This is a genomic window from Staphylococcus ureilyticus (assembly GCF_025558845.1).
GTDB classification, from domain to species: Bacteria; Bacillota; Bacilli; order Staphylococcales; family Staphylococcaceae; genus Staphylococcus; species Staphylococcus ureilyticus.
The window spans coordinates 1589787-1607828 of sequence record NZ_CP094825.1; the positions used below are offsets into that span (position 1 = coordinate 1589787).

An 18042-nucleotide genomic window follows, 5' to 3' on the forward strand; every position below is an offset into this window, starting at 1 on the left:
TCTAGGGCATTTGCCTTGTTTTTTTATGAATGAAACTAACTTATATTTACTTATTAATTATGCTTGTACACATATTTTTCGAGACGATTGTATTTTATCTCTTGCGCTGATATATAACACAGTATAAACACATATTCAATCTACTTATATCAAATCATACGATGCTCATGAATAGAAAACAATTATCTCGCCCCCTACTTCTTACCTTCTAATACGACATATTAATTGTAAATAATCACGGTCAGAAACGAATGATTTTACATATAAAAAAGACTAATCCACGCTAATGAACTGCTCCCTTCAAAGTAGACACTTAAAAATGTAAACTTTGAAGTGAGCATATCAAAATTTGGATTAGTCCTTTACTTTCAAAATGTTTCAATTTTATTTTTTTAAGCGTATATTTTCCGTATCGCTTAATCTAAAGATGTTGGATTGTAAAATTGTCTACCCTCAAGCCCAAAAATACGTTCAGTAAATTGACCTTTTGGCGTTTTCTTATATGCTTTTTCAAACATATTCATTTTTGCATCAATGTTATCGATGAAAAACAATATTTCTGCCTCTTTCATATGTGGTAGTTTCGGAGAGCCAAATTCCATTTTTCCATGATGTGCTAAAATCATGTGACGCAGTAATAATACCTCTTCACCTTCTATATTTAATTCTCGTGCAGCATCTGCTACTTCATCACTGGCAATAGAAATGTGACCCAGCAAATTACCTTCAACCGTATATGTTGTTGCAACAGGACCACTTAATTCTTTAACTTTACCTAGATCATGTAAAATAATAGAACTATATAATAAACTGCGGTTTAAAAGTGGATATATATCACAAATAGATTTTGCGACCCGTAACATTGTTAATACATGATAACTTAACCCACTTGAAAAATTATGATGATGTGTACTTGCTGCAGGAAATGTAAAAAATTCTGTTTGATATTTACGCAATAAATGTCTTGTAATGCGTTGTAAATTTGCATTTTCAATCTCTAACATATAATGAGAGACTTCTTCTTTGATTTCTTCTGGTGTGAGTGGCGCGCCGTCTACGAAATCATGTATGTTTAAATCTGCTTCATCTGAAGCTAATTTAATTTTATTAATTTTCATCTGTTTACGACCACGATAATTAATAACATCACCAATAACGTGTACGATTTTTTCTGGTTCTAAAACACGCATATCTTCCTTAGTAGCAGTCCATAATTTAGCTTCGATGTCCCCACTTTTATCTTGAAGATATATCGTCATATAGTCTTTTCCTTGAGCAGTTACGCCTTGTGTCGCTTTATGAATCAAGAAATAGTGATCAACTGAATCTCCAGGATTTAATTTTTCTACATTTCTCATTATTTACCGCCTTCCTCAGGTTTATTCAAAGTAATAATTTGTTTTGAAGGCACACTTGTATCTTTGACACATGTAAAGTATAAAATTTGATAATCATTGGGCATTTGTCTTAGATAATTCATCATCGTTTCTTTTCTATGTTTATCAAAATGTACAAATGCATCATCAATAATTACAGGGAATGGATAGTAAGGTTTTAATGTTTTAATTAAGCTTAATCGCAATGCGATATATAGTATTTCTTTAGTAGACTGGCTTAATTCAATTGGTTCGTACATTTGACCATTCACTTGTTTTACCATTAAATCTTCATTCGCATAAGTTACTTGTACATAATTTCCATTTGTTAAATGTGCAAAGATTTCTGTTGCTTCATTTATCACTTGTGGTAAACGCTTATCTTTAATTTGTTTAATATGTCCTTCCACTAAAGATTGTAAGTAACTAAGACTTGCCCAATCTTTTGCTCCATCATTCACTCTATTTTTCAAAATATGGAACTTATGACGTAAATCCGCTAACGTTTTGTCTGTTTCCATATCCGTGATTTTAGCTTTTAAATCACTGACTTCTGACTGCATTTCTAAATATTGATCATTATAATGATCAACTTGTCTTTCTAACACTTCATCTTCTTCAGATAGTTGAGCATATGTTTTTTGACTCAGCATAGAACTAGCTTCGTAATTATAATTTTGGTTTTCTAGATATTTCGTTAAATCATTAAAGCGGTTTAATTGTTGATGATAAGCCTGATATTGAGCATGCTGATGATAATACGATTCTTCATCATTTGCACTTACAAAGTTAAATAACTGTGATATCACATTATTATTCTCATGTAAGCGATGTTTAAGCTGTGATAATTCACTTTCTATTAATGTGATTTGTTCTTGATTCCTATTCCATTTATCTAAATTAGTTGTTTCTTCTTTTAACCATTGATTTACGTCATGAAATAAAGATAATGTGTTGAAAGAAGTAAATTGATTTTGGGTTACTGCTTTTGCATGTTCATAAAATGTATCTAATGCCTGTTGTAACTCAATTTTTTGCTCGTTCAATTCAACAGTATGATTGTCATAATCCTTAATTTTATTCATCGTCGCAATACTATCAATAATGAGTTCGTCTGAAATTTTATCAGATAAATGTAATTCATCTTTAATTTGGTTGATCTCATTCTCTGACTTTGAGTATTGTTGTTGTGCAGATTCTAAATTGGAAGATAAATAATTTGCTTTTTTATCTAATGCCTCTTTCGTTTTAATAGCATTATGGAATTGCTCGCGAATTCTATTTTGATCATCTAAATCAAAGTCCAAATTATAATTAGCTTCTAAATTATTAATTTGGTGTTGCAAATCTTCAATTTCATTAGAAAATGTTTCACTATGCCCAATCTCTTTCGTTTTAACTAAGAAGATACCCACGATAAATACAAGAGATAGTAATGCAAATACAATACCAAAGACCAAATTAGCTGAAATAAATGAAAAGATAGTTAATCCAACACCAACAACTGCTAATATAACGAATGCAAATCGAAAAATATTTTGTTTACGTTCATTTTCTTGTTGTTCTTTATCAAAAGCTTCTTTCATTTTTTGATATAAATTATTCTTCTCTTGTAGTTCGAATACACGATTGTTATATTGTTTTTTCTTTTCATAGTTTTCATCAGACACAATATCTTTTTCTAATGCATTCATCTCAGTTTGATTTGTTTCTTTATCAATTTTATTTTCTTCAATATTGCGTTCTAATTGTTGAATAAAAGCAGTCTGTTCTTGCTTATTTTTAATTTGATCGCTTACATGACTCTTCATTGCCTCTGAACTGTCGACTTCATGGTATACATCTTGCCATCCAATATTAGATTTCAAGCCTGATTTTTCACGTTCTTTATCTTGAATTTCTTTTTTAACTGATTTTAATTCGTATTCTTTTTGTTTAATTTCATTTTCTTGTTGTTGTATATGGTTAAAAGCATCAATATCAGATTGCTTAGGTACATTGATTTTTTCGTTTTCGCTTTTCAAGTGTGCTAATCGCTCTTCTCTTAAGCCAATATCTCTTTTTAAATTTTGTGTTTGAATTTTTGCAGATTCATAGCGATCGATGCCTTGTTCAGGAAATGTGACAGGTTCTATATTTAATTGGGTTTCCAATGTTTTCCATTCTTGTGTTTGCTCATGTAAAGCTAATTCCTTTTGTTTACGATCATGCATTTTAGACAATTGGTTTAAATTCTGTTTCAAATTTTCTAAGCGTCGATCTGCTTTATCTTTATCGTCTACTAAACGTTTGTAAGATGACAATTTTTCTTCTTCTTCTCGAATTTGTCGCTCTAATGACTTCAATTCTTCAAGCTGTTGGTTAATAATTGGATTTCTGCCATTTTTCTTATATAGCGCTTCTTTTTTATCATTCAAAATCTCACGCATGCTAGTAAATTCTGTTGATCCTAATGCACCAGCCTGGAGTAAATAGTTTTGTAATTGTTTTTCATCCATATTTTTATGAATATTTTGTAGGCCTAAGACATCAAATGAAAATATACCTTGATATGTACGCTTTGAGATAAAATTAAGTTCTTTCTTTAACCAGCTTTCATCTTTAATGGCACCATTCGGTAGATAAACTTTAACGTCTCCAGTTGCTGCACCTTTGATACGTTCAATTTCTATCAAAGAACCTTCATCTTGAATCAATGTAAGTTTTCCGCCGTATTGATTGCCTAAACGTGGCTCTAGTCGTGGTTCATTTTCTTTCTTAGTTGGAAACCCAAAAAGAATGGAATGTATAAATGCCTGTATCGTAGACTTACCTGACTCATTTTCCCCATAAATTTCTGTAAAATTTTCATCAAACTGAATGGATCTTTGAATGAATCTACCATAACCATATATATCTAATGATTTAATCTTCATTTTACTCCCCCCTCATATCTGACTTTAATAATAATTCAGCGCGTTTAATTAATTCTCGACGATCAAAATCATCATAATTTTCTAGGTATTTGGAAGCTTTTGGATTAAGATATAAATCATTCATAGCTAACTCATAAACTGAATTATCTTCTATCAAATCTGCTGAAAATTCTTTGACAAGGGTCGTTTTTTCATCATCTTTATTCTTTATATTCAGATCTTCTATAAACACAAAATTATGCTCATTTTCTTCATATTCACTAATCATTTCATGCACTTGCATTAAATCTTGATCAGAAATAATTTCATCTGAATTGACATTTACTACTAATTGATAAATTGCTTTACCTTCAGCTCTAACTTGTGATTTAAAATCTTGTATTGCGTCAAACAAACCTTGTTTTGAAGTCATGTTTGTATCTATTTCAGCCTTTTCAAAACGAATAAACTGTGTTGGCACAAATTTAGCATTTAGATGTAAATCATCGCCCTCTATTAATAGGCAACCTTTTTCTCCAGTTTCTTTGAAATGACGACCTTGAATATTACCTGGATAATGAATTTGAGGCATATCGCTTAGTTGTTGTCGCTCGTGTATATGACCAAGTGCCCAATAATGATAAAGTTTATTGTTTAAATCTTCTAATCTAAATTCAGTATATCGGTCTTTTGTGTTCGTTTTGCTATATGTACCATGCAAAATACCTATGTGAATACCTTTTTGACCTTGACTTGACGGATAGGCATCAAGTTTATTTTCATAGCTCGCTTCATTTTGATAACTGAAACCATGTAAATATATTTCTTCACCGTTTTTAGTAATTGTTTGATATGTTTCTACATTTTCAGAAAAAACCGAAACGTTATCTGGCCACTCAGTTCCTATAGATGAAGATAATGGATCATGATTACCATGACAAAGATAAACAAATATTTGTTCTTTTGCCAGTCTTTCAAATTGCTCTTTTAAGAACACTTCAGCACGGAGGGTTCTGTTATGACTATCAAATAAATCCCCTGCTATAATCATAAAATCTACTTCTTCATTTAACGCTAAATCCACGATTTTTTTGAAACTTTCATATGCGCTTTTTTGCATATCTTCAAATATCGATTGACTTAAGTAGCTTCTAGACTTAAATGGACTGTCTAAATGTAAATCTGCACAATGAATAAATTTAACCATATATTTATAGTTCTCCTTTATTTAAAGGTTTTTATAAAAAGCATGAAAAAAAGGCATTTATTTTGAGATTTATAAAACTATACTAGTACCTATGTACATGCTAATACCTTGTATCTCTTTATTTTACCACACCGACTATTGTACAGTCGATAAAACAAAAAAGCTGAAACATAAATAAATGTCTCAGCTTTAAATTCAATATTAACCATGGTTCATTGAATAAAAAATGAACGATTATCCAACAATTAAAGAATTCATTTATTGGCATCAATTCTTTTGTATGTCATTTCTCAATATATTGAGTTTATCATACATATGCTTGAATAAAAGTACATATATTCTTTCAAACTATGGTTGTTGCCATATATTAATTTTGAAAATCATTGTATGGCAACATATTAAATATTTTTAAATTTTTATAAGAACTTTAGATTACTTTTAAAATAATCATTCTGATTAATTAATTAGTCAGCGTAAATTTCATCTAAAGGTTTAACAATGATTTGATTAATTTCTTGGAATACTTGGCTCATGTTTTGCTCAGCAGCCATTAATTCTGAAATGTTAGAATCATTTTCGATTTTTTGTGCTTGTTCTTGAGCTTTTTGTAATTCCTCTTCACCAATTTCTTCACCTTGCATTTGTTTTTGTTGGAAGTTTAATTGTGTTTCGCGGAATTCATCAAAAAGTGCTTTTGATTCATCATTTTCTTTTACTTTAGCATAAGCTTTTTGTATTGCTTGATATTCATCACTTTCTCTTAAAGCTTGTTCTAATTGATTTGCATGATCGTATAAATTTACTGCCACTGTGCTTCACTCCTTTATTTGTATATGTGTTATAACCACATCGATATTACAATAACATAATTTAATATGTTATACAAAAATTGCAATTATGCCTTGTAATAAACCTATGATGCCACCTAATAGAAAGCCTAAAAGCATAATTAATTTCAATTCTTTATTTGCAATATCTATGATTAAACGTTCAATATATGCTAAATCAAATGAATTTATTTGTTCTTCAACCATTTGTCTTAGGTTAACTTTTTTCATGATTGGAGAAATATGCTTAGATCCTTTATCAATAATTAATTCCGTAAGTTGTTTTGAAATTTTTGTTTCTAAGAATGTTATAAATTCTGGCATTAATTCTTTCAATGGTCGATTCGATATACTATCTATGTTTGCATAGTTTATTAGTAATTCGGTAACCGTTACCTTAAGCGAGTCGAATTGATCTTCATTGATGACATCTACTAACGCTTTTGATTTAAATGTAGCGTATTCATTTTCAATAATCTGTTTTGCAATTGCTTTAGCTTTGGGGTGATTTGTTAATCTAATCAATTCATGTTGTATTCGATCTGCAATACTTTCTCTTGTCATAAACATCTGTAGCAAACCTACGATTTTACCTTTCTCATTAAAGAAAGTATCTAACATAGATGCTATATCAGCAGCACCTTTTTCCGATTTAAGATAAACACGTGCGCGTTCAAATAATAACTCAGGCACCCCATCTACCTTTGAATCAATATTTTCTTCAATATCTGAAGGAATCAGTTGATTTATAATGGTTTCTTTATGTTCAGCATAATATTGTTCTAATTTATTATTGATAACTGAATACATTTTATCATTAGTAAACTGTACAACATCAACATCGAAATTTTTCGTCAACGATTGAATTGTCGTATGATCTGCTTTTAATTTTTGGATCTGTTTTAAGATTAGTGATTCGATTGCTTCTCTTGATTTAGGTGCATTTAATTTTGACTTAATTAACGTTTCAGTTAATAAGTGTTCTTCAATAACTTGTCCAATTTTATCTGCAATTTCTGTTCTTCTTTTTGGTATTAACCCGGGTGTAAAAGGAATTCGTCTATTAAAAATATAATAAGTTTTAAACGGATGAAATAACATTCTTACAGCAATTACATTTGTGACGCCACCTATTATTGCTCCAATAATCATCATCGCTATAATTATTAAAAAAGCGTGCATAGTTAATTCTCCTTCAAATAAAATTTGTTATAAACTGAAGGTACATTCATATCAGTCATTTTTACATTGTATAACATATATCAAAAAAATGTGTATACTATTTGTTATTTCCTAAACAAAATTGTTTGCAAGCATGGACTGCTAGTATGTTTATTTTGTTAGTATAAATTCAGAAATAAAAAAAGAGCGATTTAGAAACCAATCAACATTTGATTTCCAATGTTCGCTCTTACAATGATGTATCTTTTTAATAAGGTTCAAAAACTGTATTAGTTTAAGACCAATTTCAATTAACTATAGTGACTAAACCATTCAATATATACGCCATAACTTTTTTAGTTAATGTTATAAATAATGATTTTTCTATCACACAGTACATTTATTTATACGTGCATTAATTCTTCTTTAGAAACTCTACCAAAATATGTTTCAGCTTCTCTTAATTTAGAAGTACCAAAAATAGGTTGTGTTTCCTGATTTAGTACACGGTAGATATCACTTACTTTGTTGCTTTGTAAAATATAGCCGTTACGCGTATCAACTGTGTTCCAATATATATCACTTGTTGTAGAATGATTTGGATACGCACAATGGTTACGTGAAATTGTTTGTACCATTTCTAATGGGTCGCATCCGAAAGTACTATTTAGAACATCAGAATCTCTAAATAATGCACAAATTGACACACATGTTGTCCAGTTTGGCAATACTCTCTCTTTTTCAATTTGTACTAGTGTCTTTTTTGAAAGACCAATTGTTTGTGCCATCGTATCTTGCGTATAACCCGCTTCGATGCGCACCATTTTAAATTTTGTTTGAATTAAATCTGTAAAATTCTGTCTATCCATTACTTTAATCTACCTTTCATAAAAGAATATTTTATCCGGACACAAGAAATTGCAATAATACACGTTTCTTGAAACACAAATTACATCTTAATACAATTTGCGATAAAATAAAAGAGCGAAATGATATTTTCGTTGTTTTTTGTTATTTGCGAAATTATCTAAATAATCAATCTTATATCTTATAATTAACTTAAACATTTTTAGTACTTTTACTGTAAGCGTATAACAAGTATGAAATGTGATTATATTTTTCACTTATTACTCTTTTGATATAAAAACACCATTTATTATTATATCTTAAATTTTACTTTTTGGCATACCATTTGCCTTAAATAATCGAAATTAATCATTTGTTTGCATTTTTCAGAATTTTCATTATAATCAGGGTTACTTTGATAATTGAGGTGTAAAAAAATGACAGAGAAATATATATTACTTGCAACTTGTACAGATAAAGTCGGTATTACTTCACTAATTACTAATAAAATTGCTCAATATGATTCTAATATTCTACATTTAGACCATTTTACAGAATATGACCATTCATCAAATGATACAGGTCAATTATATTTACGATTGGAATTTGAAAATGTGCCTTCATTGAAAGAAGATTTAGAAACAACGTTGCAAACACATCAAATAGATTTTAAACTCTTTGACAATCAACAACATACAAAAATAGCACTTTTTGTTTCTAAGGAAGATCATGCTTTCAACGAAATTTTATTACGTGTTAACAGAAATGAATTGCCTGCCGAAATTGTGTGTATCGTTAGTAATCATGAAAACAATAGGCAATTCGCAGAAACGCTTCATATTCCTTTTTATTACATACCGAGCAACGAAGATAAAGCGATTGTGGAAAGAAAAATACTAGATGTTTGTTCTGAGCATCAAGTTGAACTCATTGTTTTAGCAAAATACATGCAAATACTATCCGACCATTTTGTCAGTCACTATCCAAACCAAATCATCAATATTCATCACTCATTCCTACCATCATTTATAGGTGCTAACCCTTATAAACAAGCATGGGAACGCGGTGTCAAATTGGTCGGAGCAACAAGTCATTATGTTACTTCTGATTTAGATGAGGGCCCTATCATAGATCAAGACGTTATACGAATTAATCATCGGTACAATGTACAAGATTTACGTAAAATTGGTCGGCATGTTGAATCAAGTGTGTTAGCTCAAGCTGTCGAATATCATGTGCTGCATAAGGTAATTGTCACTGCGAGTAGTAAGACTATTGTTTTTAATTAAAAACTTTAAAAGACCTGAGACCGATATCTGCCTCAGGTCTTTTTATTCGAAGCGTAACGCAATCTCAACAACTTTAAAAAGAAACTTTGATATTTTTAAGCATCTTACTTACTTTCTTTAATTTTAACTTTTACAATATCCCTTCTTAAAAAATTAATAGTATATCAATGTGTCTTCGTTAAGTTGTGCTATTAAATAATTATAATTCCTCAACCTATCAACACTACTTAACTTTAATTTATGGTTGTTTTCACTTTTTACTAAACACTTTTGCCAATCTACTTTATATATTGTTTTGTATATGACATATCATTATATACACATTAAAAACTGTTCTATAACAGAACTACAATTGATATTAAGTGTATTACTTTTTAATACAGATTCCAAAAGCTTTCACATTTTAGATTAAAATTATTCAAAAACTTTGTGATTTTTTTAACAAAACAAATGATATAATTATTGTGAAATAAAATAACATACTTTTGGAGGTAATGATATGTTAAAAGAAAATAATATGCAATCCACAGCATGGAATGATTTTAAAAAAGGTCGCTGGCAACATCATGTAGATGTAAGAGAATTTATTCAACTCAATTACACATTGTACGAAGGTGATGATCAATTTTTAGCAAGTCCCACAGAGGCAACAACTCAGCTTTGGGATCAAGTCATGCAATTATCTAAAGAAGAGCGTAATCGCGGTGGCATGTGGGACATGGACACAAAAGTTCCTTCTACCATTACTTCACACGAGGCAGGTTATTTAAATAAAGAATTAGAAAGCATTGTTGGGGTCCAAACCGATAAACCATTCAAACGTTCGATGCAACCTTTTGGTGGTATTCGCATGGCCAAAGCAGCTTGTGAAGCGTATGGTTATGAGTTAAATAGTGAAACTGAAAAAATATTTACTGACTATCGTAAAACGCATAACCAAGGAGTATTCGATGCATACTCCAAAGAGATGTTAAATTGCAGAAAGGCTGGAATCATTACTGGACTTCCAGATGCGTACGGCCGTGGACGTATTATTGGAGATTATCGCAGAGTCGCTTTATATGGTGTAGACTTCCTAATGCAGAAAAAAATGGAAGATTTCAACAATATGTCTAAAGAAATGTCAGAAGATGTCATCCGATTACGCGAAGAATTGTCTGAACAATACCGAGCATTAAATGAATTAAAAACATTAGGTAATATTTATGGATTTGATTTAAGTCGCCCAGCCTATAACTTTAAAGAAGCAGTACAATGGTTGTACTTAGCATATTTAGCCGCAATTAAAGAACAAAACGGGGCAGCTATGAGCTTAGGCCGTACTTCAACATTTTTAGATATCTATGCTGAAAGAGATTTAAACAATGGATTGATTACAGAACGTGAAGTACAAGAAATCATTGACCATTTTATTATGAAATTACGTATCGTTAAATTTGCTCGAACACCTGATTATAACGAATTATTTTCTGGTGACCCTACTTGGGTAACAGAATCAATTGGAGGTGTAGGTATTGATGGACGTGCATTAGTAACTAAAAACTCGTTCCGTTTCTTACATTCACTAGATAATTTAGGTCCAGCACCTGAACCAAACCTCACAGTATTATGGTCAGTTCGCCTACCTGACAATTTTAAAACATATTGTGCAAAAATGAGTATAAAAACAAGCGCAATTCAATATGAAAATGATGACTTAATGAGAGAATCTTATGGTGATGATTATGGTATTGCATGCTGTGTATCTGCTATGACGATTGGAAAACAAATGCAATTTTTTGGTGCTCGTGCTAATTTAGCAAAAACATTATTATATGCGATCAATGGTGGCATAGATGAAAAATCAGGTCAACAAGTCGGACCATCATATGAAAGTATAAAATCAGAAGTACTCGACTTCGATGAGGTATTTGAAAAATTTGATAAAATGATGGATTGGTTAGCTGGAGTATATATTAATTCACTTAATGTCATCCATTATATGCATGATAAATATAGTTATGAACGTATTGAGATGGCACTGCATGATACAAATATCATTAGAACAATGGCTACAGGTATAGCTGGCCTTTCTGTTGCTGCAGATTCATTATCTGCAATCAAATATGCAAAAGTAAAACCTATTCGTGATGAAAATGGCGTTGTAACAGATTTTGAAATCGAAGGTGATTTCCCAAAATATGGTAATAATGACGTACGTGTTGATGATTTAGCAATCGACCTTGTAGAGCGCTTTATGACAAAATTACGTAGTCATAAAACTTATCGTAATTCAGAACATACGATGAGTGTGTTAACGATAACATCAAATGTAGTATATGGTAAAAAGACAGGAAATACACCAGATGGACGTAAAGCCGGAGAGCCCTTTGCACCAGGTGCAAACCCAATGCATGGACGCGACCAAAAAGGTGCACTTTCATCATTAAGTACAGTTGCAAAAATACCTTATGATTGTTGTAAAGACGGCATATCCAATACATTTAGTATCGTTCCAAAATCACTAGGTAAGGAAAGTAATGATCAATGTAAAAATCTCACAAGTATGTTGGATGGCTATGCTATGCAACACGGACACCACTTAAACATTAATGTGTTTAATAGGGAAACGTTACTAGATGCAATGGAACATCCTGAAGCATATCCACAATTAACGATTCGCGTATCTGGTTATGCGGTTAACTTTATTAAATTAACACGCGAACAACAATTAGATGTTATTTCACGTACTTTCCATGAAAAAATGTAATTTGAATTTAAGGTGGCCTCTATATGCTAAAAGGACATTTGCATTCTGTTGAAAGTTTGGGTACCGTTGATGGTCCAGGACTACGATATATATTATTTACTCAAGGGTGTTTATTAAGATGTTTATACTGTCATAATCCCGATACTTGGAAAATAAATGATTATACACGCGCAGTCACAGTTGAGGAAATGGTAAATGAAATAACTCCTTTCAAACCATATTTCGATGCATCAGGTGGGGGCGTGACAGTCAGTGGCGGTGAACCATTATTACAAATCAAATTTTTAACCGCCTTATTTCAATCATTAAAAGCACATGATATTCACACCTGCATTGACACTTCAGCTGGTACAGCGAAAAATACACATACTTTTGAAAAGCAATTAGATGCTTTGCTAAAGTTTACAGACTTAATATTATTAGACATTAAACATATTGATAATTTGAAACATAACAAATTAACTGGCCAACCTAATACACATATATTAAACTTTGCTAAAACACTTTCTCTTAAAAATCAACCCGTTTGGATAAGACATGTACTAGTGCCAGGACTCACAGATGATAAAAAAGATTTGATACGGTTAGGCGAATTTATAAATTCACTCGACAACGTTGAGCGCTTTGAAATACTGCCATATCACCAATTAGGTGTGCATAAATGGCAATCACTAGGTTTAACTTATGCTTTAGATCAAATAACAGCACCTACCGAGGCTGAAGTAAAACAGGCCTATCAATATGTAAATTTTAAAGGTTACACCCCTATTTAACTTTATTACGACACGTTAAAATAATCGCGCTTATTAAAATGTAGTTCATCAAATAAGTAGTGAATTGATATCTGTTGAAATATAGATATCATTCACTACTTTTCTTTTTTGTTAATGAACACGAATTTGAATAACACTATGCAAAATGATATATTAACTAAAACAAATTTTAAGGGGATGTTTCTTTGAATAATCATTCTTCAACAGAACTAATTTCTATCAGTGCTTCTATGAAATTTATTAATGCGCAAATGATTCCAGGCATATTGACGTTATATAATGATAAAATTACGTTTAAAGCAAAAGGAATAATTGAAAATCATGAAATCAAAAGTTTATTCCCTTTTAATGAACTTCAAAGTGTTAAATTTGGTCTATCTTTAACTCCTTTTAGAATAACGATTATGGAGTCTGATGGAGAGCCTTGGCTATTTGATCAGGTTCCTAGAAAAGATGGTAAAAAATTTGTAGAATTGTACAATGTACTTCATTCTTAATAAGTCATCTATCAGGTTAATCTAATACTAAACTATCATAGTGATGGTTTATTTTTTAAGAAAAAAATTTTATAAATCAACAACTCATTTGCAACACTTCTCACGTATCACAAAAAAGAGTGGCCAGCATATTTCAATGTTAGGGCCACTCTCAAATTTTAAATATCTTTAATTTATATCTCTTATTTAATTAACTTTCATTTTTAGCAGCTAATTTTTTATCTTCAGCTTTTGAAATGATTAGTGCACATGCAGCATCACCTGTAATATTGACAGATGTTCTCGTCATATCCAACAATCTATCAATACCTAAGATAATACCAATTGCTGCTGGATTCAATCCAACGGCATTTAAAACCATTGCTAACATTATCAGTCCAACCCCAGGGACACCTGCAGTACCAATGGATGCTACTACAGCGATGACTACAACAGTTATAATTTGCATAAATGAAAGCTCTACCCCAGATATTTGTGCAATAAATATCGTTGCAACACCTTGCATGATTGCCGTACCATCCATGTTGATTGTAGCGCCAAGAGGTTGTACAAAAGATGCTACTTCTGGTCTAACACCTATATTCTTAGTACATTTAAGCGACACTGGTAAAGTGGCAGTAGAACTCGAGGCACTGAAACCAAGTGTAATTGCCGGAAGAAAATCTTTAAAGAATTTCAGTGGACTTGATTTAGCTATAAACTTCACTGCTGAACCATATATAACAAAGAAATGGATAAATAGCGCAAGCAACACTATAAAGAAATACATACCAAGTTGTTGGATAGCTCCAAACCCTGCTCCTGTAAACGCATGTGCAACAAGACCAAAAGTACCAATAGGTGCAAACACGCTCATGATCATCGTTACAATATACATTAAAACTTCATTGGTTTGCTCAAATAGCCGGTAAACCCCTTCAGCTTTCGAACCAACCATAATCAAACCTATCCCAATGAAAATAGCAAATGTAATAATTTGCAACATATTTTCTTCACTCATAGCTTGTAACGGGTTTTTAGGAAATAGATTAATCAATGTTTGATCAAATGATTGATTGGCTGCAGAACTTTGTGAATTATCCTCTTTATCTAATGTTTTTTGATAACTTGATACATCCTCACTTTTTAATAAATCTGATTTCCCCTCACCCGGCTGTAAAACTAAAGCTAAAGTAATCCCAATTATAATTGCTATTGCAGTAGTAGTTAAAAAGAAACTAATCGTTTTTAACCCAATACCACCTAATAATTTAGGATCACCTACCCCTACTACACCTAATACAATTGAAACAAACACAACAGGCACTACTAACATGAAAATTAAATTTAGAAAAATTTGCCCAATCACGTTAAAGAAATATTTATCAACGTTGATCACAAAACTTGATTGAGCAAACATGTTAAATATAGACCCTATTGCTATACCGAGTATTAACGCTATAACAATTTTCAATGAAAGATTTTTAGTCTTCATAACAACATCCCCCTTTATTTTTATTAGCTACATTATATAGTAATATTATACATTTTGAAACAAAAGTATATACACGACAAAAAAATGCTATGTAAAATAATATTTACATAACATCTAATAATTTATATAAGATTATTCTGCATAGCATAAATCGCCGCTTGTGTGCGATCGGATACTTGCAATTTAGCGAATATGTGACTGACATGGGTTTTAACAGTTTTTTCTGAGACAAATAAAGTTTCCGCAATCTCTTTATTTGTTTTACCCTTTGCCATTTCTGTCAAGACTTCAGATTCACGTTTAGATAGTTTATTTGTATAGTGTGGTTTACTACTTACTGACTCCATAACGCTTTGAGCTTGTGGATGGATAACTTTTTCACCTGACAGCACGTTTTTAATTGTTTTAATCAACTTCTCAGGTTCAACATCTTTCATTTCATAACCATCGGCGCCTTTATCAATTGCCGAAATCACATGTTCATCGTCTACATAACTGGTTAGCACTAATATTTTAACTTCTGGATATTTTTGCTTCATAATTTCAGTGATTTCTATTCCATTCATATTGGGCATCACTAAATCTAATAATACGATATCAGGTAATTCATGCGCTTCTAAATATTTTAAAAATGATTTGCCATCTGAAAAACCTTTAACAACCTCTATATCATCAACTGTTGATAATAGAAATTCTAAACCTTGCCTTACGATATGGTGATCATCTACCAAAATGATTCGCTTCATCTTGACCTTCCTTTCGACACTTTATAACGGTATTGAGATATGAATTTTTGTACCTTTGTTTGGTTCACCTTCAATTGTCAATTTACCACTTATCTGTTTAGTCCGTTGTTTCATATTATTTAAACCATGTGAGTGATGAAGGTTTGATTTATGTTTATCAAAACCTTTCCCAAAATCAGCAATCGTTACCAATAAATAATTATCATCTTGAACTAAATCTAACCGAACTTGAGTGGTTTCACTATGTTTTTTTGTGTTATTCATTGCTTCTTGAACAATTCTATAAACATTTTCTTCGATTTGACTTGGCAGCTTAATCAAACCATCTACTTTAACGACTAACTCTAACTGTAGTAACTTACTATACTGTTTTAACGCATTAACTAATCCTTGCTCTAATCCAACGGGTTTTAATTGCCATATCAAAGCTCTCATTTCATTAACTGCTTGTTGACTCGTATCTTCAATCACTTGAAATGCTTTACGAGAAACATTTTCTTGTGTCATTCCTAATGCTGCATGTGCTGTCAACTTAACAGAAAAAAGCATTTGGTTTACAGAATCATGTAAATCTCTTGCTAATCTATTGCGTTCACTTATACGCGCAGCTTCTTTTTCTTGATCTGTTAACAAAATTCTTTTTATCGCTGATCCAATTTGTAATGCAACAGATTCTAACAACTCTAAATTTTCTGCGCTATATCTCCTCGTATAAGGCGTTGCAACATTGAGTAATCCAAATTGCTCTTCACCAGATCTTAATGGAACTGTAGCATGGTGTGTAATACCATCAGTTTCTTCATGATAAGCTCGATTCGCTAAATTAATTCTCGAACAATTTATAATATTTGAAGCCTTCGTTAATTTCTTATTTTGATATGCTTGAACACACCAACACGTTCCTTTTCGCATATACTGACAATGGTTATTTTCCAATGCGCCTGGCAAACCATTATATGATACGAGTTCATGCTGCCCCACATCATCAATGAAAAAAATCCACCCCGTTGTAAATTCACTTCCATCAATTAATGATTTCAATGCGCCTTGTAGCATACTATATGTTTCTGTTTCTTCATTTAAAAATTCAGCAATTTCTTTTAATAATGCTAATCTAGTCGGTTTTTCCATTTAACCAGTCCATTCTTTAACAACACTATTTACATACATTATACAAGTTTGTTAAGCATTTAAAAATAGATAAATAATTCCTTTTTAATTGGACTTAAATAATATGAAAAATTATTAAATCAATCGCAAGGTCTAATATTTTTAACAGCGTGTTTATGGTATGATAATAATTGGTCAAAGAGGAGGATATTATGAAATTTCAAATCCCAGAAAATTATAATGCATTAACACTAAGAGAAATTTTCCAGCAATTACAATTGCCAAAAAAAGATTTACACAATTTAAATATGTCAAAAGAGATTAAAGTCAATGATAAAAATGCAAAACTTACGTCACAAGTTTATGCCGGCGACCATGTTTATATTCCAACACCAGATGAAAAGAGTAATTATTTACCAAGCTATCGATTTGCACAAATTTATTATGAAGACAATGATCTAGCCATCGTTATGAAGCCTAAAGGGGTTAAAACGCATCCCAATGATTTAAAAGAAAGTAATACATTAATGAATCATGTGATATATACCATTAAAAGTGATTATGTAGAACCAATACATCGCTTAGATCAAGAGACAGTTGGTCTTTTAATAGTTGCCAAAAATCCTTTAATGAAAAAAATCCTCGACCGTATGTTAGAGGAAAATAAAATTGATCGTATCTATAAGGCAAACGTACATAGCTTATTACCAATAAAACCACAAACCATCGATGCTCCTATAGGTAAAGATAAATTTCACTCGAATAAGCGCCGAGTATCTACTACAGGTCAATCTGCCATTACACATATTTTAACTTCTCGCATGGTTAAAGAAAATGTATGTGAAGTCGATTTGAAATTAGATACGGGTAGAACACACCAAATACGTGTACATTTAGCAGAAATTGGACATCCAGTTATCGGTGACCCATTATATGGTGATTCGACGTTAAGACAACTTCAATTAAATAGTTACAAAATAGAATTTATTCATCCTTTAACACAAGAAAAAATTTCAGTTAGTTTAGATGATGAAATCTAAATATGTAAAGTTACATTTCTAATTCTTTTTATAGATTTTATCGTACACACAAC

14 protein-coding genes are annotated in these 18042 nt (G+C 31.2%); 5 read left to right on the top strand and 9 right to left on the bottom strand.

Translation table 11 applies throughout. From position 1 onward, the window contains the following. Nucleotides 1-416: 416 nt before the first annotated feature. The 6 genes from yhaM to xdrA all read right to left on the bottom strand — a co-directional run bounded on the left by yhaM (nt 417) and on the right by xdrA (nt 8334). Nucleotides 417-1358 carry a 3'-5' exoribonuclease YhaM gene (gene yhaM / locus MUA21_RS07805; protein ID WP_046207623.1) on the bottom strand — a complete coding sequence of 314 codons (942 nt, stop codon included), beginning with the start codon at nt 1356-1358 and terminating at the stop codon, nt 417-419. Then, nucleotides 1358-4291: an ATP-binding protein gene (locus MUA21_RS07810; protein ID WP_262561014.1), complete on the bottom strand. Its 2934-nt coding sequence runs from the start codon at nt 4289-4291 to the stop codon at nt 1358-1360. The genes yhaM and MUA21_RS07810 overlap by 1 nt, the downstream gene beginning before the upstream one ends. Before the next feature lies 1 nt (nt 4292). Then, nucleotides 4293-5477, bottom strand: a complete 1185-nt coding sequence (locus tag MUA21_RS07815; protein WP_046207625.1) for a metallophosphoesterase family protein — start codon at nt 5475-5477, stop codon at nt 4293-4295. A gap of 464 nt (nt 5478-5941) precedes the next feature. After that, the gene (locus tag MUA21_RS07820; RefSeq protein ID WP_019468127.1) at nt 5942-6286 is read right to left on the bottom strand and encodes a YlbF/YmcA family competence regulator; all 345 of its coding nucleotides are present in this window, start codon (nt 6284-6286) and stop codon (nt 5942-5944) included. A gap of 69 nt (nt 6287-6355) precedes the next feature. Then, nucleotides 6356-7486: a DUF445 domain-containing protein gene (locus MUA21_RS07825; protein WP_262561016.1), complete on the bottom strand. Its 1131-nt coding sequence runs from the start codon at nt 7484-7486 to the stop codon at nt 6356-6358. Between the two features lie 383 nt (nt 7487-7869). Beyond that, on the bottom strand, nt 7870-8334 hold the full coding sequence (gene xdrA / locus MUA21_RS07830; RefSeq protein ID WP_262561017.1) for an XRE family transcriptional regulator XdrA: 465 nt from the start codon (nt 8332-8334) through the stop codon (nt 7870-7872). A gap of 414 nt (nt 8335-8748) precedes the next feature. On the opposite strand from xdrA, the gene purU reads away from it, so the two are divergent. The 4 genes from purU to MUA21_RS07850 all read left to right on the top strand — a co-directional run bounded on the left by purU (nt 8749) and on the right by MUA21_RS07850 (nt 13619). After that, the gene (gene purU / locus MUA21_RS07835; protein WP_262561018.1) at nt 8749-9600 is read left to right on the top strand and encodes a formyltetrahydrofolate deformylase; all 852 of its coding nucleotides are present in this window, start codon (nt 8749-8751) and stop codon (nt 9598-9600) included. Between the two features lie 499 nt (nt 9601-10099). Continuing rightward, complete coding sequence (pflB, locus tag MUA21_RS07840) at nt 10100-12349, top strand: formate C-acetyltransferase (protein WP_262561020.1); 2250 nt, start codon at nt 10100-10102, stop codon at nt 12347-12349. Between the two features lie 23 nt (nt 12350-12372). After that, complete coding sequence (pflA, locus tag MUA21_RS07845; protein WP_107526284.1) at nt 12373-13122, top strand: pyruvate formate-lyase-activating protein; 750 nt, start codon at nt 12373-12375, stop codon at nt 13120-13122. 185 nt (nt 13123-13307) lie between these two features. Further along, nucleotides 13308-13619: a hypothetical protein gene (locus MUA21_RS07850; protein WP_226861012.1), complete on the top strand. Its 312-nt coding sequence runs from the start codon at nt 13308-13310 to the stop codon at nt 13617-13619. A 190-nt stretch (nt 13620-13809) separates the two neighbouring features. On the opposite strand, the gene MUA21_RS07855 is transcribed toward MUA21_RS07850, so the two are convergent. From MUA21_RS07855 to MUA21_RS07865, 3 genes are all read right to left on the bottom strand, one after another. Continuing rightward, the gene (locus tag MUA21_RS07855) at nt 13810-15093 is read right to left on the bottom strand and encodes a dicarboxylate/amino acid:cation symporter (protein WP_262561021.1); all 1284 of its coding nucleotides are present in this window, start codon (nt 15091-15093) and stop codon (nt 13810-13812) included. Nucleotides 15094-15215: 122 nt separating this feature from the next. Further along, nucleotides 15216-15839, bottom strand: coding sequence for a response regulator (locus tag MUA21_RS07860; RefSeq protein WP_073341562.1), 624 nt, complete (start codon nt 15837-15839; stop codon nt 15216-15218). A gap of 21 nt (nt 15840-15860) precedes the next feature. Further along, on the bottom strand, nt 15861-16970 hold the full coding sequence (locus MUA21_RS07865; RefSeq protein WP_073341559.1) for a GAF domain-containing sensor histidine kinase: 1110 nt from the start codon (nt 16968-16970) through the stop codon (nt 15861-15863). Nucleotides 16971-17161: 191 nt separating this feature from the next. Between MUA21_RS07865 and MUA21_RS07870 the strand changes: the two genes are divergently transcribed. Continuing rightward, the gene (locus MUA21_RS07870; protein WP_070658777.1) at nt 17162-17989 is read left to right on the top strand and encodes an RluA family pseudouridine synthase; all 828 of its coding nucleotides are present in this window, start codon (nt 17162-17164) and stop codon (nt 17987-17989) included. The last annotated feature ends 53 nt before the right edge of the window (nt 17990-18042 follow it).